At 66.9% G+C, this 25,053-nt stretch carries 20 protein-coding genes, 1 tRNA gene and 1 pseudogene; 4 read left to right on the top strand and 18 right to left on the bottom strand.

Annotated elements, in window-relative coordinates:
• Positions 1–3 precede the first annotated feature (3 nt).
• Complete coding sequence (locus ACWDZ7_RS07925) at positions 4–1,698, bottom strand: GTPase domain-containing protein (RefSeq protein ID WP_451795762.1); 1,695 nt, start codon at positions 1,696–1,698, stop codon at positions 4–6.
• Positions 1,699–1,968: 270 nt separating this feature from the next.
• On the opposite strand from ACWDZ7_RS07925, the gene ACWDZ7_RS07930 reads away from it, so the two are divergent.
• Positions 1,969–2,041: transfer RNA gene (locus ACWDZ7_RS07930), tRNA-Arg, on the top strand.
• Between the two features lies 1 nt (position 2,042).
• Here the strand turns inward: ACWDZ7_RS07930 and ACWDZ7_RS07935 are convergent.
• Positions 2,043–2,233: pseudogene (locus ACWDZ7_RS07935) on the bottom strand (IS3 family transposase); the annotation flags it as partial.
• A 151-nt stretch (positions 2,234–2,384) separates the two neighbouring features.
• Between ACWDZ7_RS07935 and nadE the strand changes: the two are divergent.
• The gene (gene nadE / locus ACWDZ7_RS07940; protein WP_451795763.1) at positions 2,385–3,224 is read left to right on the top strand and encodes an ammonia-dependent NAD(+) synthetase; all 840 of its coding nucleotides are present in this window, start codon (positions 2,385–2,387) and stop codon (positions 3,222–3,224) included.
• A gap of 293 nt (positions 3,225–3,517) precedes the next feature.
• On the opposite strand, the gene ACWDZ7_RS07945 is transcribed toward nadE, so the two are convergent.
• From ACWDZ7_RS07945 to ACWDZ7_RS08000, 12 genes are all read right to left on the bottom strand, one after another.
• Positions 3,518–5,167 (bottom strand): DUF885 domain-containing protein, encoded by a 1,650-nt coding sequence (locus ACWDZ7_RS07945; protein WP_451795765.1) that lies wholly within the window; start codon positions 5,165–5,167, stop codon positions 3,518–3,520.
• 59 nt (positions 5,168–5,226) lie between these two features.
• Entirely contained in the window at positions 5,227–5,454 is a 228-nt protein-coding gene (locus ACWDZ7_RS07950) for a phosphopantetheine-binding protein (protein ID WP_451795767.1), read from the bottom strand.
• Entirely contained in the window at positions 5,451–7,052 is a 1,602-nt protein-coding gene (locus tag ACWDZ7_RS07955; protein ID WP_451795768.1) for an amino acid adenylation domain-containing protein, read from the bottom strand. The genes ACWDZ7_RS07950 and ACWDZ7_RS07955 overlap by 4 nt, the downstream gene beginning before the upstream one ends.
• Positions 7,053–7,096: 44 nt before the next feature.
• Positions 7,097–8,914: a 2-isopropylmalate synthase gene (locus ACWDZ7_RS07960; protein WP_451795769.1), complete on the bottom strand. Its 1,818-nt coding sequence runs from the start codon at positions 8,912–8,914 to the stop codon at positions 7,097–7,099.
• A 222-nt stretch (positions 8,915–9,136) separates the two neighbouring features.
• Entirely contained in the window at positions 9,137–10,369 is a 1,233-nt protein-coding gene (locus ACWDZ7_RS07965) for an MFS transporter (protein WP_451795770.1), read from the bottom strand.
• A 98-nt stretch (positions 10,370–10,467) separates the two neighbouring features.
• A complete protein-coding gene (locus ACWDZ7_RS07970; protein ID WP_451795772.1) occupies positions 10,468–11,058 on the bottom strand; it encodes a hypothetical protein in 591 nt (196 codons plus the stop codon).
• On the bottom strand, positions 11,055–14,999 hold the full coding sequence (locus ACWDZ7_RS07975; RefSeq protein ID WP_451795774.1) for a non-ribosomal peptide synthetase: 3,945 nt from the start codon (positions 14,997–14,999) through the stop codon (positions 11,055–11,057). The genes ACWDZ7_RS07970 and ACWDZ7_RS07975 overlap by 4 nt, the downstream gene beginning before the upstream one ends.
• Positions 14,992–18,168, bottom strand: a complete 3,177-nt coding sequence (locus ACWDZ7_RS07980; protein WP_451795776.1) for a non-ribosomal peptide synthetase — start codon at positions 18,166–18,168, stop codon at positions 14,992–14,994. The genes ACWDZ7_RS07975 and ACWDZ7_RS07980 overlap by 8 nt, the downstream gene beginning before the upstream one ends.
• A gap of 43 nt (positions 18,169–18,211) precedes the next feature.
• Positions 18,212–18,391 (bottom strand): MbtH family protein, encoded by a 180-nt coding sequence (locus ACWDZ7_RS07985; protein WP_451795778.1) that lies wholly within the window; start codon positions 18,389–18,391, stop codon positions 18,212–18,214.
• A 244-nt stretch (positions 18,392–18,635) separates the two neighbouring features.
• Entirely contained in the window at positions 18,636–19,544 is a 909-nt protein-coding gene (locus ACWDZ7_RS07990) for a phytanoyl-CoA dioxygenase family protein (protein ID WP_451795780.1), read from the bottom strand.
• A 42-nt stretch (positions 19,545–19,586) separates the two neighbouring features.
• Positions 19,587–19,994: an ArsR/SmtB family transcription factor gene (locus ACWDZ7_RS07995; RefSeq protein WP_451795782.1), complete on the bottom strand. Its 408-nt coding sequence runs from the start codon at positions 19,992–19,994 to the stop codon at positions 19,587–19,589.
• Positions 19,991–21,049 carry a 3-oxoacyl-ACP synthase III family protein gene (locus ACWDZ7_RS08000; RefSeq protein WP_451795784.1) on the bottom strand — a complete coding sequence of 353 codons (1,059 nt, stop codon included), beginning with the start codon at positions 21,047–21,049 and terminating at the stop codon, positions 19,991–19,993. Before ACWDZ7_RS08000 ends, ACWDZ7_RS07995 begins: the two co-directional genes overlap by 4 nt.
• Before the next feature lie 26 nt (positions 21,050–21,075).
• On the opposite strand from ACWDZ7_RS08000, the gene ACWDZ7_RS08005 reads away from it, so the two are divergent.
• Positions 21,076–21,246, top strand: a complete 171-nt coding sequence (locus ACWDZ7_RS08005) for a hypothetical protein (RefSeq protein ID WP_451795935.1) — start codon at positions 21,076–21,078, stop codon at positions 21,244–21,246.
• 17 nt (positions 21,247–21,263) lie between these two features.
• On the top strand, positions 21,264–21,431 hold the full coding sequence (locus ACWDZ7_RS08010) for a hypothetical protein (RefSeq protein ID WP_451795936.1): 168 nt from the start codon (positions 21,264–21,266) through the stop codon (positions 21,429–21,431).
• Between the two features lie 178 nt (positions 21,432–21,609).
• On the opposite strand, the gene ACWDZ7_RS08015 is transcribed toward ACWDZ7_RS08010, so the two are convergent.
• The 4 genes from ACWDZ7_RS08015 to ACWDZ7_RS08030 form a co-directional block, all read right to left on the bottom strand.
• Positions 21,610–22,593 (bottom strand): DMT family transporter, encoded by a 984-nt coding sequence (locus ACWDZ7_RS08015; protein WP_451795786.1) that lies wholly within the window; start codon positions 22,591–22,593, stop codon positions 21,610–21,612.
• A gap of 47 nt (positions 22,594–22,640) precedes the next feature.
• Positions 22,641–23,372 carry an SDR family NAD(P)-dependent oxidoreductase gene (locus ACWDZ7_RS08020; RefSeq protein ID WP_451795788.1) on the bottom strand — a complete coding sequence of 244 codons (732 nt, stop codon included), beginning with the start codon at positions 23,370–23,372 and terminating at the stop codon, positions 22,641–22,643.
• A 157-nt stretch (positions 23,373–23,529) separates the two neighbouring features.
• On the bottom strand, positions 23,530–24,360 hold the full coding sequence (locus ACWDZ7_RS08025; protein ID WP_451795790.1) for a hypothetical protein: 831 nt from the start codon (positions 24,358–24,360) through the stop codon (positions 23,530–23,532).
• Positions 24,357–24,977 (bottom strand): hypothetical protein, encoded by a 621-nt coding sequence (locus ACWDZ7_RS08030; RefSeq protein WP_451795792.1) that lies wholly within the window; start codon positions 24,975–24,977, stop codon positions 24,357–24,359. Before ACWDZ7_RS08030 ends, ACWDZ7_RS08025 begins: the two co-directional genes overlap by 4 nt.
• Positions 24,978–25,053 lie beyond the last annotated feature (76 nt).

Here is a 25,053-nt window from a genome sequence, read left to right on the forward strand (position 1 = left end):
CGGTCACCTCTCCTTCTGCAGTACGGACAGGGCGGCGATCAGTTCGGCCTGGGGTTCGGGGTGCACTTCGAGGGCGTCCAAGGGGGCGAGCCGCCGGTCCCGCTCGGCGGCGAGGACCTTCTCCAGGTACGCGGTCAGCAGGCGCCCGCCACGGTCGCGCAGCCGGACCGCGCCCTGGGCGCCGATCCGCTCGGCGAGGATCTCGCCGGCCGCCCGGGCGCGGTGCCCGCCGAGGAGGGTGGTGGCGAGCAGCGCGGCGACCGCCTCGGGGTCGGGCAGCGGGGTCTTGTCGACCCTCTCCATCCCGCGCACCTCGTCGTCGGCGTACTCCTCCAGGACGCGCCGCCATCTGCGGACGGCCATCCCGATGCGGTGCTCGGCGCTCTCCATCCGGGGGTCGCGGTCGGCGAGGCCGGGGGCGGCCGCGGCGGGTTCGCGCCGCCAGGCCTCGTCGATGCGCTCGTCGGCGGCGGTGACGGCGCACAGCAGCAGCGCCTCCAGGCTCTCGGCGATGGCGTCGAGCAGTTCGCCGGCCCCGCAGTCGAGCGGATAGCTGCGCCACCGCTTCAGGGCGTCCCCCGCGAGTACGGCGCCCGCCTGCAATCGCCCCTGTACGCGCGCGTGCTCGTTGTCGTACGCCTCGTCGACGGCGGAGGTGAGCCGCAGGGCGGCGGCGTACTGGGTGGCGACCGCACCCGCCAGCTCGGGCAGCCGGGAGTCGAGCGAACGGATGACGCCGTGGGCCGTACGGGCGATGGCGTGGGAGCGGGCCGAGGGCTCCTGCACCCGTTGGGTGAGCCAGGCGCGCAGCGGCGCGACAGCGGTGGCGGGGAGCAGCCCGCCGCCGCCCGCCGACTCGGGCAGCTCGGGCACGGTGAAGCGGGGCACGTCGCCGAGGCCCGCCTTGGCGAGCAGGGCGCCGTACTGCCGGGAGACCTCGGTCACGACCTGGTGGGGCACGCGGTCGAGGACGGTGACGAGGGTGGCGTCGTGCTCCTTGGCGGTACGCAGCAGATGCCAGGGCACCGCGTCGGCGTACCGCGAGGCGGTGGTGACCATCACCCATACGTCGGCCGCGGAGATCAGCTCGGCGGCGAGTACGCGGTTCTCGGCGATGAGCGAGTCGACGTCGGGGGCGTCGAGGAGGGCGAGCCCGCGCGGCAGGCTGTGGACGGTCTCGATCCGCAGGGCGCGCTCCAGCTCGCCCCCGATCGCGGGCGGGTCGACGCCGCTGTCCCCTCCCTCCTCCTCCCCGTCGCCGTCTTCCGCGGGTTCCTGTCGCGGCATCCACACGCGCGTGAGGTCCGGCAGGATCCGCATGTCGGCGAACCAGTGATGGTCGTCCGGATGGCAGACGAGCACCGGCGTGCGCGTCGTGGGCCGCAGCACACCCGCCTCGCTGACCCGCCGCCCCACGAGGGAGTTCACGAGCGTGGACTTGCCCGCTCCGGTGGATCCGCCGATGACGGCGAGCAGGGGCGCTTCGGGTGCCTTGAGCCGGGGCACCAGATAGTCATCGAGCTGTGCGAGCAACTCGTCCCGGTTGGCACGCGCGCGTGGCGCCCCCGGCAGCGGGAGCGGAAAGCGTGCGGCGGCGACACGCTCGCGCAGGGCGGAGAGTGCGTCAAGCAATTGAGGCCGTACGTCCAAGGTCACCACATGCGAAGAATGCCCAATTTTGGCGGCTTTCTGAAGCATATAGTCGCTTCTGCGCGCCGATCGGACACGGGGGATGGAAGGGGCGACCGGGGCAGAGGCATAACGAGTGCACAACACCCGGGGCGCGAGACGCCAAAAGCGATGCGAGATTCGCACCTGCCTGCGATTATCAGGACCGCTTCACCGAACCTCCACATCGCGGCGCGGAGGCGAAGCACCAGGGACAGGGCCCCGGGAGCCCTATCCTTGTCCCCGGCAAAGGTCACGGATCTCCCCCACATCCGCCCCCATGCCACCCGGCCACACCCGGCCCCCGTAGCTCAGTGGATAGAGCAGGCGCCTTCTAAGCGCTTGGCCGCAGGTTCGAGTCCTGCCGGGGGCACCCAGGTTCTGATGCCGGTGATGTCGGCCACACACAGCTGGTTCGGTCCGCTCGCGGTGAACTGCCGCTCGACCAGGTCGGCAGGCCGGTCGGTCTCGGCCGCGGGCCGGATTGGCGCATGAGGCGCTCGACCGTGCAGCGGGCCACCACGGCGCCCTCGCGGACCAGGGCGGCGTGGACCTTGCGGGCCCCTACGTCGTCGCGGTCCCGAAATCGCAGCAGGTCAACTCAGTGGCCACTGCCGGCGCATCGACCAGCTCATCGGCGACGCCCGATGTCCAAGATCACAATGCTGGTCCGCCAGCATAGAATCTGCATCCCGACCCGACCGCGAGGAGTAGTCGTGACAGATCCGGCGCCCATTGGCCTACAGCAGGAGATCGCCCGGGATTTGCTCGTCGCCGCGACCTTCGATGCGGAGGCGGAGATTGAGCGCCGAGTGGCGTTCCTGGCCGAGCGGCTGATGACTACCGGACTGCGGTCCTTGGTGCTCGGGATCAGTGGAGGAGTGGATTCCACCACTGCGGGACGGCTGTGTCAGTTGGCGGTGGAGCGGACTCGTAGTGCCGGGCACGACGCGACCTTCAACGCCATGCGGCTGCCCTACGGTGTTCAAGCCGATGAGCAGGACGCCCAGTCCGCGCTCGACTTCATCCAGGCCGACCAAGTCCTGACCGTGAACGTCAAGGCAGCGAGCGACGCCGCGCTGGAGGCTTGTCTCGCGGGCGGGGTGATCTTCTGCGACGAGCGGCACCAGGACTTCGTGCACGGCAACATCAAGGCGCGGCAGCGAATGATCGCGCAGTACGCGGTCGCGGGGGCGCATGAAGGCCTTGTCGTGGGGACCGATCATGCGGCCGAGGCGGTCTCCGGCTTCTTCACCAAGTACGGCGATGGCGCGGCGGATGTACTACCCCTCGCGGGGCTCAACAAACGCCGGGTGCGGGCCGTCGCGGAGACGCTGGGGGCGCCTACCTCGCTGGTGTGGAAGATACCAACGGCTGACCTGGAAACGCTCGACCCCGGCAAGACCGACGAGGAAGCACTCGGGGTGACATACGACGAGATCGACGACTTCCTGGAGGGCAAGCCGGTGAGTGAGCGTGCCTTTGAGACGATCGCGCGCAGGTATCAAGCAACGGAACATAAAAGGCAGTTGCCGATGAGCCTCCCCCCGATGTGACATCCGCCGTCAGCTTCACCATCGACGTCATGGCCGTCGGCAGGCCGACCGTAGTCGGGAAGGCCGAGGAGGCTCCACTCCTCGAAAGCGAAAACGCGATCAGGTTGGCCTAGGCGAAGCGCGCCTGAAGACAGGTGTGGCCGCAGATGTTCAGCTTGGTCCAGGACACACTCGTCGCGCCGCGTGGACAGGTGGCCTGCTCGTGGACCCAGTCGCTGGCTCAGCTCAGCCCTCATCCAACCGGCCGCGACCCGGCGCCGGTAGAAACCTGGTGAACCAACGCGGTCAAAACACTAGGCGGCCACCTTCGCAGTCCATTCGGCCACCACAGCGTCCAGCACCGCCATCGGCAGGGCTCCACCACCAAGTATCAGGTCGTGAAAGGCTCGAACGTCGAAGGCAGCTCCCAGTTCCCGCTCGGCCCGGGCCCGCAGCCGTTGAATCTCCAATCGTCCGACCATATAGGACAGCGCCTGGCCAGGCATTTCAATGTAGCGATCGGTTTCGGACTGAATTTCCACCTCCGCCATCACCGTATTGGCCCGCAGATACTCCACCACCCGCTGACGGCTCCAACCGAAGGCATGCAATCCGGTATCCACCACAAGTCGAGCCGCACGGGTCGAATCCATCGCGAGCATGCCCAAACGCGCGATGTCGTCCGAATAGAGGCCCATCTCATCGGCCAGCCGCTCGGCGTACAACCCCCAGCCCTCACTGTAGGAACTGATCAACGCGAAGCGCCGGAGCTTCGGCAGCTCCGTCAGCTCCTGGGCCACCGTGACCTGGTAGTGGTGGCCAGGCACCGCCTCGTGGAAGGTGAGGGCCTCCGACACGTACCGGTCCCGCTCGGTCGCACGATGGGTATTGACGAGGTACGTGCCCGGCCGCGAACCGTCGAGCGCCGCCGGGCTGTACCAGGCGGCGGCCGCATTGGGCGCGTCCGCTGCCGGGGTGGGCTCCAAAACACATGGATGCGAAGGCATGAGGCCAAACCAATCCGGCGCCGTCTGCTCCGCGCGATCGATCGACGCCCGCGCTGATGCCAGCAGCTCCTCCGCGCTGCCCCAACGCAACGCGGTAGACGTGCGCAACCGGTCCTGTACCTCGGCGACCGTGTGCAGCCCAAAGACTCTGGACCCGATCGACACGTACTCATCGGCCAGCCGCTCAATCAGGTCAAGGCCGGTCTGATGCAACTGCTCAGGGGTGCGGTCCGTCGTCGTATGCACCCGTGCGAGAGCAGCGTAATTGGCTTCCCCATCCGGCAACCAGCACATTCCCACCCGTTCCGGCGAACGACCGTGCGGTGCGATCTCCGCGTCCAGTATCTCGCGGTACGTGGCGAACGCGGGCCGAACCACGTCCTCAAGCAGGCGATCCCGCTCGGCCACCCGTGACCCACTCAGCACCGGCCCTCGAAAGGGGTCACCCGCCACGTCGGCGAGATAGCTGTCCAGACGGGAAATCGCATAACGCACCCGCTCCTTCACCGGGAACCGGCCGGCGGCCACCCCGCTCCGATGCCGGGCTGCCGCCTTCCTGAGGTACTCGGGAATCGCGGCCAGCCGAGTGAGGTAGCCACGTTCCTGCTCCTCGCTGACCGGTTGAGCCAGCGGCATCATGGTGAGGAGCCGAGCGATCGGCGAGATCAAGTAGTCGGCCATGGTGTGCTCGACCAGTCGACAGTCGATCCGGTCCACCACCGCGCCAGCCTGCTGCATCACCACCGCCCGAGTCACCCAGTCCGGCCCGTCCGGATCCAGTTGGGCTGCGGCGTTGGCGATATCCAGCGCTCGGACCCGCAATCGCGCCTCCGCTGCCTCATCGAGGTCGCTCAGCAGATGGTCATAGCCCGGCAAGCCCTGGATGAACTCACTGAGCGGGTCCTCTTCGGCAATAACATCGAGTAGCTCGTCGGCGAGCTTGTCCACGGTGATCATCCAATCGTGTTCGCGTCGGGTTCATCCCGACCCCAGAGGCTTCGGAACCGTTTGCGTCATCAAGCGGAGGACAGGGCCGTCTCGATGTACTCGGAGATCTCAGCGACAGTGGATTTACGGAAGAGTTGGTCCATCGGAACCGCTACGCCGATCTCGCTCTGAATATCCCGCTGAATCCTGGTCATGATCAGCGAGTGGCCACCCAGGAGAAAGAAGTCGTCAATATCGGAGAACTCATCGAGATTGAGCGCGCGACTCCAGATGTCATGAACCTTCGATGCAATCATTGGTAAGCCTTCTCTTTCCTATTTTTTGAGAGACTGGGGGCAGTGGGCTTCATGGCGGCCAGCGCCCGGCGATCGGTCTTCCCATTCGGGTTGAGCGGAAAGGCATCCAGAACTACGAAGTCCTGCGGGATCATGTTGCGAGGCAACACATGCATCAGATCCCTGTACAAGTTCCGAGTATTGAGTGTGCTCGTCGCCGACAGTATGTATGCCACCAATTGCAGCTCCTCGGCTTGATCCGGTAGGGCCAGCACGACGACGTCGTCCACGAGTTCATGGCTACGCACACCGTGCTCCACATCGCCAAGGTCCATGCGCATGCCGCGGATTTTGACCTGTGCATCGACACGTCCAACCACCACCAGCTCTCCGCCTGCAGTGACATAGCCACGGTCACCGGTCCGGTAAATGCTGGTCGGACCGCTGGCCGTGAGCAGTTCACCGAAGCGCAGGGTGTCAGCTGACGAGGCGTTGAGATAACCTGCGCTAACACTCAGGCCAGAGATACAGATCTCCCCGGTCACCCCGTTGGGGACCTCTGTCATGTCTTCATCAAGGATTCGAATTTCGGTGTTGTACACCGGGGACCCCACAGGAGTCGCGGACCCTTGATATCGGGGATAGTCACCCAGCACGTGGGAACTGGCCACGTCGGTGCATTCGGCTACCCCGTACTGGTGCAGCAGGACACATGAGTTGTTGTCCTGGGCGGCCCATTCCTCAATGCGTGACACGGTCAGTGGCTCGCCTCCGATAAAGACGTGACCCACTTCGGTCAGAGCAGTACCTCCCACTGCAAGCTCGTGGTCGATCAGCACATATAGGGTGCTCGGAGCGCAGTGGAGTTGTCTGACACGCTTCTCTTCGATGATCCGATAGGCCATTCCCGGATCGAATACACGACTGGGTAGCAAATGGATGGTGGCTCCGCAGAACAGCGGCGCCATCAGGCCGCGCTGGCTTATGTCAAAGCCGAATGAGCTGACAGTCAGCCCGCTGGAGCTGCTGTCCAGGTGATACTCCAAGCGCAGCCATTCGAGCAGGTTGTACCAGCCACCATGGTGAATGGCTGTCGCCTTGGGTATTCCAGTCGAACCCGAGGTGAATACCACGTAGCACAGGTCTTCGTTACCAAGGTCGACTTGTGGGTTCGACACGGGCTCTACAACTGGAGCACTGGCCTGCTCATCGATGAGTATGAGCTCACCGGGTGCCTCACTGAGCAAGTCGAGGGTATCCGTAGAGGCAATGTTCAGCTTGATCTGGTCGAGTTGGGACACCATCCGGCGCAACCGATCACCTGGATAGGTTGGGTCCAGCGGCACGTATGCCGCGCCGGCCTTCAGAATACCGAGAATGCTGACGACCATCTCCGGTGTCCGGTCCAGGCACACGCCAATGACCGAACCACGCCCTGCACCACGCGATATCAGGTGGTGAGCGAGGCGATTTGCCTGTTCGTTGAGTTCTGCGTAAGTGAGCTGTGCACCACCACAGGTCAGGGCGATCTGCTCGGGGGCTCGCCGCGCGTGGGACTCGAATACTCGGTGGACGAGCAGATTTCTAGGAAGGGCGACGCGCCGACCTTTGAGAGCCATCTCGTTACAGTTCCTCTCCGGGGTTTGCAGTGGGTCGCATACGGTCAGGAAATGGCTACAGCAGATTCGCAGGACGCCAGGGCTCGACAGACAGCGGAAGTCACGGCAGTGAGCCGGGCAGTGTCCCGATCAGCGGCCAGCCCGGCACCGTACCAGGGCTCTCCATTCAGGCTAATCAGCGCATAAGCGGCGAAGCCGCTGCCAAATATCTCATCGACGGTGTGCTCCGTCGCCTCTATGAGTTCACATGCGAAACCGGCACGCGAAAGAGCGTCTGTAAAGGCGGCGGCTGTGTCAGCTCCGGTCCCGCTCAGGAAGACTTCCTCACCATCTCCTACTGCGACAAGGGCCTCGATGCTCGTCGCTGATTCCTGCCGGGCAATCCGGAAGTCCTTCAGCAGTAGTGATGGCTGTGCGAAGTCAAGATATTCCTCAGCAAAGATCATACGGAGGTCGCGGGACGTCAGCTCCGAGCCACCGCCGTCGGCGACACGCTGAACGCGTTTGGCGAACTCCACTCGAAGTCCACGAGGCAGGTCCAGCCCATAAGCGCCCTTGAGTACGTGCGCCACGCCACCCTTGCCGGACTGACTATTGACCCTGACGACTGATTCGTACGTCCGCCCCACGTCCTTGGGGTCAATGGGCAGATAGGGTACATCCCAGGGCACCTCGACCTCAGGGATGCCGGCTTCAACGGCTTGGCGTTCGATGGTGGCGAGACCTTTTGCAATAGCATCCTGGTGCGTACCCGAGAATGCGGTATAGACGAGGTCGCCACCGTAGGGGTGACGGGCAGGGACCGAAAGCTGGTTGGCAAACTCGACCGTGCGGCGAATTTCGTCTATGTCGGAGAAATCCAGCTGTGGGTCGACTCCTTGACTGAATAGGTTTAGCGCGAGGGTTGTCAGGCATACGTTGCCGGTACGCTCACCGTTACCAAAGAGGGTGCCTTCGATTCGATCGGCTCCCGCCATCACAGCCAGCTCGGCAGAAGCCACAGCCGTACCGCGGTCGTTATGCGGGTGCACCGAAAGGATGATACCGCCCCGATTATCGAGATTCTTGTGCATCCATTCGACCTGGTCGGCAAAGATGTTTGGAGAGTCAGTCTCCACCGTGCTCGGGAGATTCAGCGTAACTGGACGGTCAGGGCTGGCGTCCCATAGAGCCGTTATGGTGTTCGACACCTGGAGAACGAAATCAGGCTCGGTTACGTTAAAGGTCTCCGGCGAGTACTCAAACCGTAGGTCCATTCCCCCGGCGGAACTCGCCCTACGAGCAATGCGCTCAGCTGACTGGACGGCCATCGCCTGCACCTCATCGGTACTCATACCGAACACGACATCACGCCACAGGCAGGCGGTCGCATTACACAGATGGACCATCGCCCGGTCGGCGCCCTCGATGGCCTGGAAGGTCCGGTCTATCAGCTCTGGCCGCGCCGGAGTGAAGACAGAGATGGTGACGTCATCGGGGATCCTGTCGTTCTCGATCAGAGTGCGGACGAACGAGAAGTCTGCATCGCTCGCGGAGGGATAACCGACCTCGATGTCTTTGAATCCCATGCGCACGAGCAGTTCAAACATGCGACTCTTGCGCTCGATGTCCATCGGGCTGCTCAGCGCCTGGTTCCCGTCCCGGAGGTCGACCGAAGCCCACAGTGGAGCCTTGATAAGGGACTTAGTCGGCCAGCTACGGTCGGTCAGCCCATGCGGAAGCCGACGTTCGGGTCGCTCGTAGCGTTGAAAGGGCATGGAGGACCCACGCTGAGGATTCCACCATGGCTGATGCGAACGGCGAGGGCCGACAGGCGTCTTGATGCTGGACAATGCAAACGCTCTCTGCGGTGCTGCGGTCATGTCGTGTTTCCCTCGGGAGTGATGCGTGTTCAGTTCATGGGAGGGCAGTCCGATGAGGCCGACATTCGCTGCCGGGCTCGTAGTGGTCACCGGGCTGACCATCCGCGAGGCGGCTCGGCCCGGTCGCTTCTGCATCGAGGCCCCTGCGATGACGGGCGGCTCCTTCACCTTGGCGGGCACCGTTACCGGAGCGCCGGCGCTGCCGTCCCGACCTCACTGGCGCTACGCGGCTCCCTCCCGCAGCTGCTCGGGTACCACAGCCGGGTCGGCTCCGTCGGGCGAGTTCCGGCGGTGATCGGGCCGCAGCCCCGGCACCAGGACCAGCGTGACGACGACGGCGGCTGCCGAGATCACTGCCATCGCCGTCGAAGGCGAGGTGTACTGAGCCACGGCACCTGCGAGGGCGGCTCCGACGCCCTGCATGGTGCGCATCCCGGAGAAGTGCAGCCCCAGTGCCTGCCCGCTCAACTCCGCGGGCGTCATGGCCAACAGACGCTCTTGAAGAACCCAGTTGGCCGAGTACCCGACTGTGGCGAACACGACGGCCGCCATGGCAAAGGGCAGTGCCGGACGCAGCACGAAGATCAGGTAGGGAGCGGCAAGCAGCAGCAGCAGCGGTACGCCGAGCCGCGCCCTGTACCGCTGGGGGAGGTACCGACCCGTCAGGATGTCGCCGAACAGCATGCCGAGTGCGCCGCAGGCGAAGAGAAGCCCCGCGTAGCGCGGTGAGTAGGCGACGTAGAGGGACTCGCAGCCGACGATCAGTCCGCTGGGCACCCAGAAAGCGAGGTAGACGTAACGGCGCGGCTTGGAAGACCACAGTCGCGCGTTGTTCCGCCAGGTCTCGGTGGCTGACGGCAGCCCGGCGGTGCGCGGCGGCCGGTGACTGAGGCCGGACCGTGTGACGACTGCGGCAATGAGGTAGAGGCCGGCACCAATGAGGAGCGCACGGCGCGGTGACAGGGTCGCCGTCAGCACGCCGCCGAAGGCGAACCCGCAGATCTGCATGATGCCGCTGGACATGCTGAACATCGAGCGTCCAAGCACGTATCCGTCGCTCGGGAGGATTTCGTTGAGCAGTCCGAAGCTCACCCCGCCGCCCAGCGAGGCGATCATTCCCTGGCCCAGGAGGATGGCGAAGACGGTCCACACGGGCAGGCCCGGAATGGCTTGGGCGGCGGTGCTGAGGCCGAAGATCAGGGCCATGCCGGTCAGCGCGGCGCGCGGTGGCGGTGGCAGGCGATCGGCTCCCGACAGCAAGGTTGTCGCACCGATCACCTGGGCGAGGGAGGGACCGAACATGGCAAGAGCGGAGAGCAGTGGTGAGCCGGTCGCTTTGTACATCAGCGTGCTCAAGGCCAGCCCACTTACCGTCTGGGCGGCCACCTGCCCGGAAGTTGTCAGGAAGAGTGGTGTGAATTCCGGCGTTCGGAAGAGTTCGCGATAAGTGCGCATGGCCTAAAATCTCCCTCTTGTAGTTTCTCGTAAGGGGCCGTCCCAGGGACCGGGCCGGTCGGCCAACGCTGAAGCGTGGAAACGGGGGACACGCGGGCTCAGGACATGAAGAGGACCAAGGACATCCGCTTGCCGGACTCCACCATGCTCACGGCGTGCTGGAGCTCTGGCTTGGCCACCAGGATGTCCCCGCGGTTTACGCGGAAGCGACGCTGGTCCTCCGGGGCGATTTGGGCGACGAAGTCGCCACCGGTGTAGTCGTCGGTCAGGCCGATCACGATGCTGATCCGATACTCCGGGTTCGCCTCGTGATCGTTGTGGAAGCCGACCTCGTCGCCCTCGTAGAGGAAGTTGGTCTGCGCCCGGCGCATCGTCGCCTCTTCGAGTCCGAAACAGTCGGCCCAGAACGCCATTGCCCTCTCCGAGGCCACGATGCCCAGGATCATCTGTGCGGTCTCGGGTGCTTCGACCTTCGCGGGCTCGTAGCCACGCTCTCCTCGGCCGACGTCAACGGGATCGACGAGGATCCGTCCGACGCCGAGCCGGTTCTCCTCCCCGATACCCTCCGGGTGCGGCAGCTTCTGGCAGAGCGTGACCAGCTCGTCGATCTCCTCCGGCGAGTAGGGGTACTCGCCCATTCTGAGCAGTACGACGCCGTCGTTGTGAAGCGCTTCCTTTGCTGAACTCATCGTGAGTCTCCTTCTGTATTCGGGTTGTCACCGAGCAGGGCGTGTGTGGTCGCTGCACACAACTGCTTGGCCAGTTCGTGGACAGTGGCCGGGGCCAGCAGCTCGAAGTGGTCGGCCGCCACCTCACTGACCCGCAGCCGCGGAGCGACGTCGGCCCAGCCGCGGCGGTCGTCATATCCGCTGTCGACGATTCCGGGATAGCCGTGGCCCGCCCGGATGAGATGGACCGGGAAGCTCGCCCCCCTGCTGGGTCGATAGCTGCTGAACGCTTTGCTCGTCGCGGCGACCATGGTTGTCAGCGCCTGGAGATCCGGTGCGGGGAGCTGGTCAGGGATGAGGCCGTGCGCGCGCAGGATGGTGAGACCGTCCGCGTCGTCCGATGGCAGTTCACCGCCCGGCGCAGGCACCCAGCTGTCGAACATGACCACGGCTGTCGGCTGGATGCCGCGGAGGCCGAGGGCCACGCCCAACTCGTACGCCAGGATCCCGCCGAAGGACCAGCCGGCGAGGACCACCGGCTCTTCTGCGGCCAGGCGCTCCACTGACGGCAACAGCTCTGCGACGAAGCCGGGCACCGTCCGTGGCGGCGTTCCGACAAGGCCGGGGGCGTTGAAGCCCAGGACGGAGAACGCGGACGCGAGCTCCCGGCTCAGCGAGACGTAGGCCAGTGCCGAACCGGACGCGGGAGGCAGCAGGAGCAGCTTCGGCGCATCCGAGGCGCCTGCCAGTGGGACGAGCAGATCGTCCGAGGTCGAGCGCGAGCGAACCAGTTCGGCCAGGAGTGCAACCGTTGGACGGCGAGCCAGGTCCGCGATGTCCGGTCGGAAGCCAGTGCGTCTTTCCACCACGACGGCCAGCCTCAGCAGCAGCAGCGAGTTGCCGCCCAGCGCGAAGAAGGTCGACTCCCTGTCGGAGAGTTCGTGTCCCAGCACTTCTTCGAAGGCGGCATGGATCTCCTGCTCGACCGGGTCGCCTTCGACGCCGACCGTGCTGCTGCGCTGCTCGGCATGGTGGTTTCGCCAGATCGCCGTCAGCGCGTACGTGTCCGTCTTGCCGTTGGTGTTCAGCGGCAGCCGTGGCAACGACAGCAGCGTACGGGGAACCAACTGCCGCGGCAGTCTCGTCGCGGCCCAGCTGCGCAGCGCGTCGGAGCCAACCGTGGTGCCATGGTCCGGTATGTAGAAGGCGACCAGCTCCGCTGCCTCGTCCTGGCCGAGCACGAGCACCCTGGCTGACGTGATCGACGGATACAGGGTGAGAGCCTCCTCGATTTCCGCCGGCTCGATGCGCACTCCGTGCAACTTCATTTGGCGGTCCAGCCGACCCAGGTACTCGTAGCCACCGTCGGGCAGCTGCCGTGCGGCATCGCCAGTCCGATACAGGCGGCGCCCCGGCTTGGCGCTGAACGGGTCGGGCAGGAAGCGCTCCGCCGTCAGGGCAGGCTGTCCCCAGTAGCCGATCGCGGTCCCCAGTTCACCGCCGATGTACAGCTCTCCCCGAAGGCCGGGCGGGACCGGGCGCAGGTTCTCGTCGAGGACGTGCAGCCTCGTGTGAGGCAGCGCCGCACCAATGGGAACGGTCTGGGCGTCGCGGCCCCGCACACAGGTGTAGGCGGTCACCGCGTTCGTCTCGGTGGGGCCGTACAGGTTGACCAGGGTGGCCGGGAGTCGGTTGAGGACACGGTCCCGCAGCGAGGGAGTAAGTGCCTCTCCGGCCGAGAGCAGGTACCTGAGTGTGGTGCATTCCCCCGCCTCCGGCTGATCCAGGAAGTACTCCAGGACCGACGGAACGAAATTGGCCACGGTCACTCCCTCGCGCTGGATCAGTGCGGCGAGGTAGGCCGGGTCGGCGTGCCCGGTCGGCTCCGCCACGACGAGCGACGCTCCGTGCTGCAACGGCCAGAAGAGCTCCCAGACCGAGACGTCGAAGCCATACGGCGTCTTCAGCAGCACCCGGTCGTCCGCGCCCAGGGGCATCCGGCTCTGCATCCAGTCGAGGAATGCCTGCGAGGCGTCACTCGGGAAGGCGACCAGCTTCGGCCGGCCTGTCGAGCCGGAGGTGAACAGGAGATAGGCGGAGTCGCCGGCATGGGCGGGCGTGGTGCGTCGGAACGCCGGAACCGAGGCGCTCCGACTGACGGCGGCGTCCAGAGTCCCCCAGGGGCCGTCCTGCAGCAGCGCCCGGGTCGGCTCGTGGCACAGCACCAGCGCGACGTCAGCCGCTGCGAGGAGCTCGGCGATGCGGGCCGGTGGGGATGTCGGGTCGATCGGGACGTAGCCGCAGCCCGCCGCGGTGACGGCATGGACGCCGACGACGAGATCGACCGACCGCTCCAGGAGGAGGGCCACCCGGTCACCGGGCCGCAGGCCGCGTCGGCGCAGCTGCACCGCGGTGCGGGCCACCCGGTCGGCGAGTTCGTCGTAATCCAGGGTGCCGCCGTGCTCGTCGATCAGCGCTACGGCCCGCGGCGTCAGGTCAGCCTGACGGAACAGTCCGTCTGCCAGGCTGAGATGCTCCGTGCCGACGCGCCCCGGCCGCGCTCGCTGTTCCTCCACGGGGGGCTCCGCAAGCGGGATCGCATCCACCCGAGCCTCTGGTTGCCGGACGACCAGCCGAAGTATCGCCAGGAAGGCTTCCAACGCGCCCTTGGCCGCGAGCTCGTCCGTTCCGCGCTCCGCCCATTCCACGCACCCTGCAATGGCGTCCGCGTGCTCGGTAAGAGCGAATGTCAGGTCGAACTTGGCGGTCCCACTGTCGAGGTCCTGCATGCCGCGCAACCGGCCGTTCCACTCAGGCGCCTCCGCTGTGGCGCCCTGATAGGCGAACATCGTCCGGAACAACGGATTGGAGGACTCGAAGCCGCTCGACCCCGTCAGCGCCACCAGTTCGTCGAATGGCATCGGCTGGTGGTCCAGGGCTTCGATGGCCACCTGGTGCACACGGCGCGCCACGTCGGCGAAGGTGTCGTCCAGCGCGATGTCGGTGCGCAGCGCGAGCGTCCGTACGAAGAAGCCGACGACCCGGTCGAGCACCGGGTCCTCCCTGCCCGCGGCCGGGGACCCGACCACCACCGCCGAGGAGTCGGCGAACCGGCGCAGCACCACCTTGAAGGCGGCCAGGCACACGGCGTACAGGGTCACACCGAGTTGCCGGGCGAGCGAGCGCAGGGCGTCGGCAAGGTCCGCGTCGATGTCGAAGGGAATCAGCCCTCCGCACAGAGCGGGATCGTCGCCGGCCCCCTCACGCAAGGCGAGCGTGCTGGCGGCTGGGGAGTCCGCGAACTGGGCTGCCCAGTAGTCGCGCACCCAGTCCGGAGCGGTCTCGTCATCGTGCTGGGCCACCCAGTCCACGAAATTCATGACCGGCTCCTCCACCTCCTTACCGGAAAGCAGGCGGGCCAGGTCCTCGAACAGAACGCCGACCGACCAGCCGTCGACGACGAGATGGTGGAAGACCAGGACCAGCCGCCACCCCGTGTCCGGCAGCATGATCGCCGTAGCTCGGTACAACGGGGGGTTGCTCAGGTCGAGGGGACGGCGGGCGGCGGCCGCCGTAAGCTCGTCGGCGCGCTCCTGGGCCGGCGCAGGCGCATGGCTCGTCAGGTCGTGCCAGTCCAGAGGCACCGTGCGGGAAGCGGTCACCTCCTGCACCGGGGTATCCGGCGAGCCGACCACCCTCAGCCGAAGCGCCTGATGCACTTCCTGAAGCCGGGCCAGCACACGTTGCAGCTCCGCCCGGTCCGGCGCGTCATCGAAGTCGAGCCGGAACGCGATGTTGTTCTGCGCGGTACCGGGATACCGCTGCTCGAGAAACCAGAGCCGCTGCTGGGTACGACTGAGCCGGGCCGAGGCCACGGGCTGTGTCGCGGTTCCCTGTTGCGTGCCGTGGCCCCGCAGCAGCAGCTCGACAAGTTCCCTGCGTCGTACGGGTATCTCAGTCATGAGCGCGCAACGCCTCCAGCATGTGGAGCGTTTCCTCCTCGGTGAGGTCGCTCACCAGTGTTTCGATGCCGTCCCGGACGGCCTCCGCGAGCGCCGCGATGGTAGGACGAGTGCTGAACCGGCTTGCCCGCATCGTGATCCCGAAGCGCTTTCCGACAGCCCCGAGTACCCGCACCAGACTGAGTGAGGTCCCGCCGACCGCGAAGAAGTCGTCGTGGCGGCCGATCTCATGGACACCGAGCACACGCGACCACTCGGCCGCGATCTCCGTTTCCACCGGGCCAATCGGTCCCTCAATCCCGGCTTCCAGCGAGAATGCCTGTCGGTCCGGTTCAGGAAGGCTCTCCCGCGCGATCTTCCCGCTCGTCGTGCGCGGAAAGTCCGGCAGCACGACGAAGGCTCCCGGGACCATGTACCAAGGCAGGCGCTGCCTGGCGAAGTCGGCCAGGTCGCTCGGAGACGGCGTGCTGTCACCGGCGACGACGTAGGCGATGAGCTGGACGTTCCCGTCCGAGGACTTCCGGGCCAGCACCACGCAACCCGTGACGGCCGGATGCGCGCAGAGCACGTTCTCGATCTCACCGGGCTCGACGCGGCAACCCTGGATCTTGATCTGGTGGTCCACTCGGCCCAGGAACTCGAAGAGGCCGGAGTCGAGCCGCCGAACCACGTCTCCTGACCGGTAGAGACGCTCGCCGGGGTTGCCGGGATGGGGCACGAACCGTTCGGCGGTGACAGTCGGCCGGTTCTGGTACCCCCAGGCGACGCCGCCCGGACCGCTGACGCAGAGCTCACCCGGCACGTCCGTGGGTACCGGCTGGAGCGCGCGGTCGACGACTCGCATCGAGTAGACGCCGACCTCGCGTCCCAGCAACGTCGCCGCTGCCGGACTTTGATCGTCGGAGCCGTCCCAGACGGTGACCTCGGCTGTCTCGGTCTGTCCGTACTGGATGTGCACGGGAGCACCGAAGTGGTCCTGTGCACGCCGCAGCAGGCTCGTCGACACCGCCTCGCCGCTCGCGATGACCCAGCGCAGCCGGGGGTAGGCAGCGACTTCGGCCGCTCCCAGATACGTCTCCAGCGCGACGGGCACGAAGTGCACCAGCACGACGGGTTCAGTGCGGAGCACTGAGCTGAGGTAGTCGGGATCGGCTTCCCGCCCCGGTTCGGCAACCAGTACCTCCCCGCCCGCGAACAACGGCAGGAGGAACTCCCAGACGGAGATGTCGAAGACCAGCGGGGTTTTGAACAGAGCCGCTTCACCCGCCCTCACCGGGTAGGCATCCCTGAAGTACGCCATACGCGAGCCCATGCCGCGGTGGGAAATGACCACACCCTTCGGAGTGCCCGTGGAGCCGGAGGTGTAGTAGATGCACGCCAGATCGTCCGGACGCACCCGCGCGCCGGGGGCGGTCTCCGTCGCGTCGTCGTCCGGCACCAGTACGGGCGCGACGGCGGCCAGCTCCGCCGCTTCGGACGCATCGGCCACGATGGCGGACACGGCGGCGTCCGCGCAGATCGCCTGGACGCGCGCGACCGGGAACTTCGGGTCGAGTGGCACGAAGGCCGCGCCGGCCTTCAGGGTCCCGAGTACCGCGGAGATCAGGTCCGGCCCCCGGTCGAGCCTGATGCCGATCCGGCTGCCGGGCGCGATGCCGGACCGCGTGATCCGCGCCGCGAGCGCGTTCGCCCTCTGGTCGAGCTGCCGGTACGTCAGCCGGCCCCCGGCCCAGCGGACGGCGATGGCGTCAGGGGTACGGCGTGCCTGCGCCTCGATGTCGACGTGCACCGGTTCCTCGTCCAGGTAGCTGTCGGCGTCGACTCGTTCGGCGAAGGCCGCTGCCATCTCCTCCGCCGTAAGCAGCGGTAGCTCGTCCACTGGCGTGTCCGGGTCCTGCGAGGCTGCCGTGACCAGCTGTACGTAGGCGGCGGCAAGCCGTTCCGCCCAGGCGGGGTCGAACAGGGCCGTGTCGTACTCCAGCTCGAAGTCGAACCGGTCAGCCACCCGTTCGACCAGGAGCGTCAGTTCGCACTTCGCGGTCCCGTTGTGTACCGCGAGCCGCGTCAGCGGGCGACCGCCGATCGTGGGCGTGGTCTCGACCGGCGTGTTCTGTGGTCCGAACATCGCCTGGTAGAGCGGGACAGCGCCTTCCTGGCGCACCCCGGAGAGTTGCACCAGTTCCTGGAAGGGCAGCCTTCCGTGTTCGAGGCCGTCCGCCACGTGCTGGAAGGCCGAGGCCACCGCGGTACGGAAGGTGGTGCCCTCTGTGTACTCCTCCAGGACCACGACGGTGTTGCTCAGATAGCCGAAGGTGCGCTCGGCGTCGGCTGTGCCGCGCCCGGCGAGCGGAAGACCGATGCTGACCCGCTCGTTGAGCGAGTATCGATGCAGGAGCACCCCGAACGCGGCCAGCGTGATCGAGAACGGGGACGCGGCGGTCTGCTTCACCAGCCGGTTCACCACCGCAGCCGGCACCTCGAAACGGTGCGCCGCCCCACGGCGCGTCGGGTTCCGATCGTGGCGGCCCAGCCGCAGGGGAGCCGCACCGTCCTTGAGCCGCTCCCGCCAGTAGGCGCGGTCCCGCTCCGCCTCTGCGGTCCCCAGCCAACTCCGCTCATCCAGGGACCATGCGGCGTGGTCGCCGGGCGCGGTGTCCGGAATGCCACCGTCGAGCACCGACGTCAGGTCTCTGAGAAAGAGTTCCAGGGACCAGGAGTCGCAGATGGAGTGGTGGAAGACGAACCCGAACACGGTCTCGTCCGGCGCGATCTCGGCGTGAAGCGCGCGGACCAGGGGAGGCTGGGACAGATCGAACGGCTCTTCCGCCGCCGATCGCAGCGCCTCGACGAACTCCTCCGTGCTGGCGCAGGAAAGCTCTCTCACGTCAGGTCGCACGGTCGCGTGCACCTGCTGCACCAATCCATCGCCCGTCCAGAACAAGCCGGTGCGCAGGGCATCGTGTCGTGCGGTCAGGTACTCCATCGCTTCTTCGAGCCGGGTGGCGGTCAGCCGCGCGGCGACGTGGTAACCAAATGGGGCCGCGTAGGGAGCGGTGGTCCCGTCGGCCTCGGCGGTCAGCCAGAGCCTCTCTTGGCCACTGGAAGCGGGGAGGGTCCGGATCTCCGCGTGCGCCACGTTCGGTGTGGGCTCTGCGATCTCTGTGTTCATGCTCGTCTCTCGTCCGAAGGCATGGTCGACGCCGTTAAGGACGTCAGCGGGAACTGGCGGGTCGGATGTCAGTCCAGGTCCGGGCGATGTACTCCAGGCATGCCTCTTTCGTGCCGGCCTGGTGGACGGGCTCCCAGCCCGCCGGGACGGGCAGGTGGTCACGCCAGACCGAGTACTGGTCCTCCGCATTGCGTACGGCGTACCACTGGTGACGCTGCTCCATGTGAACACTCCGTTCTTCCGCCTCCGACGGCGGCTACTCCGACGATCCGGTGTCGTGCACCGGCTTGAATCCGGTCTCGACCTCTTCCTCGGACCTCGACGACGCCAGAGGGAGTTTCGTGAATTTCTCAGGGCAGGCATCGTCACGATGCCCGACCGGCCCCCGGACTTATTTGAAAAACATCGAGCATGTTCGCCGGGAATCGATGCGGGTCCGCCGGCACCTCCGGCGGACCCGCATGGGGTCACCGCGCGACCGATCCCTCCCGCAGTCGCGTGATCATCCGCTGGGTGACCTCGATCGGCGTCTCCTCGCCGGTACGAGCGGCAGTCGGGGCGACGCCTCCGTGCGTATCGATCCGCTCGTTCCACTCCTCATGTCCCGCGAAGGGGATGGTCTCCCCGGGCGTGTACCGAGGAAGCGGTCGGTAGTTGTTCACGCCTTCGACCGGCTCACCGCGCACCAGTACGGGGTCAAGGTAAAGGCCGTCGCTACTGATGCGCGTCGAGGTCGAGATGTATCCGATGTCGAGCCCGCAGCGACGCATGGGAGACGTGTTCGCTTCGGAGCAGTGCAGCAGGTGGGGATGGTGGATCGAGATGTCACCGGGGTTGAGTTCGATATCGACGATGCCGTGCTTTTCCACCCATTCGCTCACGATGTTTTCGTCGGACATCGAGGACAGCATGTTCGGCGTATCGTTACGGAGCGAGGGAGTGTGGAGTGGCAGGCGGTGGCTACCAGGGACCATGCGGAGGCAGCCGTTTTCGGTTGTACTCCGGTCCACGGCCAGCCACACGGTGAGTGCCTGCATCGGCTCGAGCTTCCAGTACGCGCCGTCCTGATGCCACAGCACCGGCTGGCCGTCGAAGGGCGGCTTGCAAATGTAGTGCGCTGTGAAGCACGCGATATCCGGGCCGAGGAAGTACTCGGCGATGTCCGTCAATCGTGGGTCCGTGATGAGCCGGACCCAGAAGGCGTCGTTGCGAATCAGGGGGTGGTGCAGGTGTTCGGGCCGCACATCCGGATACTTCTCCGTGAGCCACGCTATGTGAGAGCGGGCTTCCTCAATGAGATCCATCGGGATGACGTCCCTGATAATGGCGAAGCCTTGCTCAGAATACTCTTCTGCCACTTTACTGAGGTCACGCACGACTGTAAACCTTCCTAAAGGAATCAAGGCTGGGCCGACGACTTACCTGATGTGGGACATGGAATCCCTGCTATTGATTTCCTCGATGAGGATTGTTCCCTCTCGCGGCGTCGGCGTCGGCGTCGGCCACCGGGTGAGGAGCAGATCGATCAGACCGGGGAAGTCCCTTTCGAGGTCTTCCCGGCTGAGCCGGTTGAGCACCATGGAGCTGCTGCGCTGCCGCGTGATGATTCCGGCCTGGCTGAGGACACGCAGGTGGTGGGTGATCGTGGACTTGCTGACGGGCAGACCCAGGGCTCGGCACGGCAATGGCCGGCCGGCCAGGGCCAGGGCTCGTACGGCGGTGAGGCGCACGGGATCGCCCAGGGCGCGCAGCACCTGGTCCAGGCTCGCGGACCCCTCCTCCTCGTCCTTGTCCTCGTGCTGCCACTGGTCACCACCGGCGGTCATGGCGACCAGCGGAGCAAGGTCGCACCGATGGACATGCCGCCGCCGAAAGCACACAACAGGACGCTGTCGCCGCTCTTCAGCTCGCCTTGGCGGTGGACAAGGTCGAGGGTGAGGGGCACGGACGCGGCACCCGTGTTGGCGGTGTCCTCGACGACGAGGTGGTGCATGGCATTGTCGAGGCCGAGTGTGGGAGCGATCTCCTGGAGCATCTGCCCGTTCGCCTGGTGCGGGACGAAGTGGCGGACGTCGTCGGGACGGGTGCCGGTGCTCTGGAGGATCTCCTTCACGGCCACGGGTAGTTGCTCGGCGACGAAGTCGCGTACGGCGCGGCCCTGCATGGCGAAGAAGTGGGCCGGGTCGTTCGGTCCGTGGTGACGGGCGGGCAGCCGGCTTCCACCGACGGGCACCTCGATGGTGCGGTGCAGATTGCCGAAGGTGCGCAGGTTGGTGCCGAGCAGACCCCCCGGTACCTCTACGGGGCCGACGACGACAGCGCCGGCTCCATCGCCGAAGAGCACGGCGGTACGGCGATCGGTGGGGTTGATGATGCGTGAGTAGATGTCGGCGCCGATGACGAGGCCGTATCCGTCGTCGGGCACCATACGGTAGGCCGCGTTGAGGGCGAAGAGGAAGCCGGTGCACACGGCGTTGACGTCGAACGCGGCGGCGTCATCGGCACCGATGAGCTTCTGGACGATCGCGGCGGTGGCAGGCTGCGGGTGGTCGGGAGTCGAGGTGGCGACCACGATGTAGGAAAGCTGTCCGGCGCGTATGCCGGCGTCCGCGAGGGCAGCGCGGGCGGCGTGGGCCGCGAGGTCTGAGGTGGCCTCGTGGTCGGCGGCGTAGCGGCGGGTGCGGATGCCGGTCTTGCGCAGGATCCACTCTTCGGTGACGCCGGTGCGCGTGGCGATCTCGCTGTTGCCGACAGTGCGGGAGGGCAGGTAGGAACCGGTTCCGAGGATGCCGTGGCGGCGCGGCGCGGCAGGGGGAACTTCGAGCGGTCCGCCCTGGGTGTACCAGGTGTCGGACGTACAGGGCGAGGTGGAGCAGGACATGGTCGTCGCCTTCTGTCCGGAGACGGGTGTCAGGTGTTGAGGAGCCGGAGGGCCTGCTCGCCGTAGCGTCGGCCGTGGACGGCGCCGCGGGGAACGGCCCGGGTGAGCATGTCGAGCTGCTCGTCGGTGAGGTGGAGGCCGGTGGCGGCGGCGTTCTCACGCAGGTGGGTGTGGCGCTTGGTGCGAGTGCGGTTTGAGGCGGGGCGGCCTGGAGTTGGTCGGCGAGCGCGCGTACGTGATGGACCAGGGCGAGATTGTGGTCGAGGTTGTCGCCCTGGAAGCGCGGGTCGTGGTGGCGGTAGTCGTCGGCGGAGAGTTCGTCCAGGGTGATCCGGTCGCGGTGGGCGACGAGGGCGCTGCCGAGGAGGCGCTCATTGTGTAGGCGGACATGCCCATGCAGCCCAGTCCGAGTGCGGAGACCAGCGGGCCGTCGGTGCCCAGGCGGCGCGTGTCCATGGAGGGTCACTCCTGATCGTACGAAGGGGAGGGCCGCGGGCAGGGCTGAGCGCCGCGGGGCGGTGCGAACGGCGGGCGCCGCCCCGCGGGCGTACCGGGGAGTGTCAGCGGCCGGGGGTCGCCGGGGCCGGGGCCGGAGCCGTCCCGGTGCGTTCGCCGACAGCGGCGGTGAGGGCGCGGGCGGCGTGCCGGCGGCTGGCGATGTTGGCTCCGAGGAGGGCGACCATGACGAGGACGATGCCGGTCAGTTCGGCGCCGGTGGGGGTGTGGCCCTGGAAGGCGGAGACGACGAACGCGGTGACGGGGACGAGGTTGATGAACAGCACCCCATTGGCCGGTCCGAGGTTCCTGTTGGCGATGTTCCAGGTCAGGATCGCCACGGCAGTGGCGGGCACGGCAACGTAGAGGATCTGCCACCAAGCGGCCGTGTAGTCCGTGACGCCGAAGCTGTCGGTCCATCCGGCCGCCTGGCTGACGGCGGTGACGACCAGGATGCTGATTGTTCCGGGCAGGCAGCTCAGCGCGGTGTAGCGCAGGGGAGACCAGGCCGGGAACTGGGAGGCGCTGGTGGTGTAGATGACCCAGCAGATCACACCGATGAGGGTGAGCAGTCCGCCGGTGCCCAGGCCGCCGGAGAACACGGTGAGCGGGTTGCCGTTGCCGAGCACAATGGTCAGGCCGATCAGGGCGAAGACGACGAAGGCGAGCGCGAGGGGCGCGGGTGCCTTCCCGGTCCTGATCCACAGCACTATCACGGTGACGAGTGGCATGGTGGCCACGACCAGGGAGGAGCTCTGCGCGGGCATCGATTGCAGGCCGACATAGGTGAGCAGGTTGAAACCGGCGAAGCCGACCGTGCCCAGGACCCACAGCTTGGCCAGGTTGCCCTCATAACGAAAGGCAGCGACGCCCTCCTTGAGAGCGAGTAGCGTCAGGAAGATCACGGCACCGAGCGTGAAGCGGGCGGCCGTGAGGTGGAAGGGGTCGAGGTGGTGGTACGCGGACTGGGCGACGGCGAACATGCCGCCCCAGGCGAGCGCGGTGGCCAGGCCGCCTGCGGCTCCGGTGAGGGTCTTGGATGGGGACATGGTGGGTGGTGCTCCGTCTGTCGGCTGTCGGGGGAACGGATGTGGGGTCAGACCCAGCGCCAGGCGTCCAGCTCGATCGAGGAGGGGTGGGCGCGGGACGAGCTGGTGAGGATGGCCCAGGTGGCGTCGGCCACGTCCTCGGCGGACAGCATCCGCTCCCGCTGCTCGCCGTCGTACGAGACGTGAGCGGCCATGTCGTCGCGGAAGTTGGTGTCCACCTTGTCCAGGACGAGACTCGAGACCTTGACACCCCAGGGGCGGGCCTCTTCGGCGAGGCACTTGGTCAGGCCCTCGACGCCGTACTTCGACACGGAGTAGGCGAGGGTGCCGGGGGCGGGGCGTCGTCCCCAGATGGAGGACATGTTGACGATGACGCCGGAGCCCGCCTCGCGCATGTGCGGGAGCACGCTGCGAGCCATGAGGAAGTAGCCGGTCAGATTGATCCCCAGTGTCTGCTGCCACTCCTCGACCGTGCACTCCTCGATGCCGCCGAAGTGCACGATGCCGGCGACGTTGAGCAGGTAGTCGATGCCGCCGAAGCGTTCGGCGGCATCGGCCACCGACTGTTCCACGGCGTCCGCGTCGGCCACGTCCAGGACGCTGGTATGCACGCGCTCTTCGGGCCACTTCTCGCGCTGGACGCTCTCGCGCAGGCCTTCGGCGTTATTGGAGTGCAGGACGAGGTTGGCGCCTTCCGCGCCGAGGCGGCGGGCCAGGGCGAGTCCGATGCCGCGGTCGGCTCCGGTGATCAGGGCTGTGCGGCCGGTCAGTTCAGGCATGACGAATTCCTTCGTGTACAGAGAGGGGGGCGCGGGGGTATCACCGCCGCGGTCTCGCCCGTGAGCCCGCGGTCCGGGCGGATGACCGTCGCGGGCGCCGGGCTCGGCTCGGGGGGCCACGCTGTGTCGGGCGCGGCCCGTGCGGGCGCGGCCCGTGTCAGTCGCGGGTGGTGAACTCGCTGAAGTGTGGTCCACGGAGCTTGAGCTGGGCGTGGATGTCGCCGCCCAGGCCGAAGTGGCCGATGGCTCCGCCGTAGTTCTGCTGATAGCTCATCCACAGCACCACCACGTTGATCACCCGGTTCGCGCCGGGAGTCCCGGACGCGGGGAACGGGTTGGGCAGGGTGGCCTGGTAATGCCCCATCCCGTGCTCGTCGCTGTAGAAGGCGTTCGGCACGCCCAGCGGGCCGGGGCGGGTGGGGCCGGCGGGGTCCAGGTCGTGTTCGCGCAGCGACATCACCGTGTACACGCTGTCGGGGATCAGCCCGGTGAACGCGAAGGTGAAGCGAGCGCCGCGCCGGTCAGGCGCCACCGTGACGTCGAGCTGGCCCCGCGCTTTGACCCACTGCTCCAGAGTGATCGGGTCCCTCAGCCGGGGACCGTCGGCCTCCCGCAGGTCCGGGATGGGCGCCCGATGCAGCGGGTGGCTCGGGCGCTCGACCTCGTGGGCGTCCGGACGCTGCTCCGGCGCGAACAGCATGGGGTAGTTGTTGCACGGCAGCGGCAGCGGCAACGTGTACAGCTCCATCTGCCGGTCGCGCTCGTCGGGGTCCTCCGGCAGTTCCCGCACGATCGTGTACGGCAGGTCCTCGCCGAGCGGCGGCACCGGGCTCGCGGCGGAGACCACGGCGCGTCCCCAGCGCGGCCCGGACGGCGTGTTGAGGCGGCCGATGACGACGAAGTCGCCGTTCTCGTCCATCACTTCGCTGGGCGGATATGCCGGCCCTTGCGTGGTGACGCTCAGGTCGTAGGAACGGCTGGCGGTCACTGCTCCACCCGCTCGTAGAACTTCGTGTACAGGCCGCGGTCCCCGCCGGTGATGTACCGGTCACCGGCCTGCTGGACGATCTCCTGGTAGCGGGGCGAGGTGAACGCGGTGTTGTACTGCTCGGGCGAGCAGTTGAAGCCGGAGACGAACATGACGCCCGGCGCACTGCTCAGGACGGAGTGGTAGGCCAAGAAAACCTCCACGTCGTCGTGGCCTCGCACCACGTCGTAGATGGTCTCGTCGCGCCAGGCCCGGTACGCCTGGTACTGGGCGGGCTTCACCTCGACGTGCCTCATCTGCACGTAGCGGGTCCCGGGCAGCACCAGGTCCGTCGGCTTCGGGGCCTCGACGAACTCGAGCAGCTCACGCGAGAAGTCACCCTCCGCGAACGGAGCAAGCTCCTCGAACTGCTGCTGCCAGTCCGGGCGCAGTGCCTCGATCTCGGTGAGGGCGGACAGCGGCGTGAACTCCAGCAGCGAGGTGCCGTCCAGCCCTCGGTACAGGGCTCCGTCCGGTGCTGGGCTGTCCGCGTGCAGGCGGAGCCACGCGGCGACGGCCTCGTCGACCCGGTCCGGCTTGACGGACAGCTCGGACGTGACGATCAGTGAAGCGGCCATGAAGAGTTCCTCCAAGGAATGAGTGAGTGAACGGGTGAAGGGATGTCGGGAAGCCCGGGGTGCCGGCGGGCCCGGC

This window comes from Streptomyces sp. NPDC003032 (genome assembly GCF_053591415.1).

Bases quoted from the DNA above. Each gene is read 5' to 3' on its own strand.
- ACWDZ7_RS07965 (WP_451795770.1), bottom strand. From the start codon at position 10,369: ATGCGCACTTATCGCGAACTCTTCCGAACGCCGGAATTCACACCACTC.
- ACWDZ7_RS08015 (WP_451795786.1), bottom strand. From the start codon at position 22,593: ATGTCCCCATCCAAGACCCTCACCGGAGCCGCAGGCGGCCTGGCCACC.
- ACWDZ7_RS07925 (WP_451795762.1), bottom strand. From the start codon at position 1,698: ATGCTTCAGAAAGCCGCCAAAATTGGGCATTCTTCGCATGTGGTGACC.
- ACWDZ7_RS08030 (WP_451795792.1), bottom strand. From the start codon at position 24,977: ATGGCCGCTTCACTGATCGTCACGTCCGAGCTGTCCGTCAAGCCGGAC.
- ACWDZ7_RS07995 (WP_451795782.1), bottom strand. From the start codon at position 19,994: ATGACCGCCGGTGGTGACCAGTGGCAGCACGAGGACAAGGACGAGGAG.
- ACWDZ7_RS07970 (WP_451795772.1), bottom strand. From the start codon at position 11,058: ATGAGTTCAGCAAAGGAAGCGCTTCACAACGACGGCGTCGTACTGCTC.
- ACWDZ7_RS07985 (WP_451795778.1), bottom strand. From the start codon at position 18,391: ATGGAGCAGCGTCACCAGTGGTACGCCGTACGCAATGCGGAGGACCAG.
- ACWDZ7_RS07945 (WP_451795765.1), bottom strand. From the start codon at position 5,167: ATGATCACCGTGGACAAGCTCGCCGACGAGCTACTCGATGTTATTGCC.
- ACWDZ7_RS07950 (WP_451795767.1), bottom strand. From the start codon at position 5,454: ATGATTGCATCGAAGGTTCATGACATCTGGAGTCGCGCGCTCAATCTC.
- ACWDZ7_RS08020 (WP_451795788.1), bottom strand. From the start codon at position 23,372: ATGCCTGAACTGACCGGCCGCACAGCCCTGATCACCGGAGCCGACCGC.
- ACWDZ7_RS07980 (WP_451795776.1), bottom strand. From the start codon at position 18,168: ATGAACACAGAGATCGCAGAGCCCACACCGAACGTGGCGCACGCGGAG.
- ACWDZ7_RS07975 (WP_451795774.1), bottom strand. From the start codon at position 14,999: ATGACTGAGATACCCGTACGACGCAGGGAACTTGTCGAGCTGCTGCTG.
- ACWDZ7_RS08000 (WP_451795784.1), bottom strand. From the start codon at position 21,049: ATGTCCTGCTCCACCTCGCCCTGTACGTCCGACACCTGGTACACCCAG.
- ACWDZ7_RS07960 (WP_451795769.1), bottom strand. From the start codon at position 8,914: ATGACCGCAGCACCGCAGAGAGCGTTTGCATTGTCCAGCATCAAGACG.
- ACWDZ7_RS07955 (WP_451795768.1), bottom strand. From the start codon at position 7,052: ATGGCTCTCAAAGGTCGGCGCGTCGCCCTTCCTAGAAATCTGCTCGTC.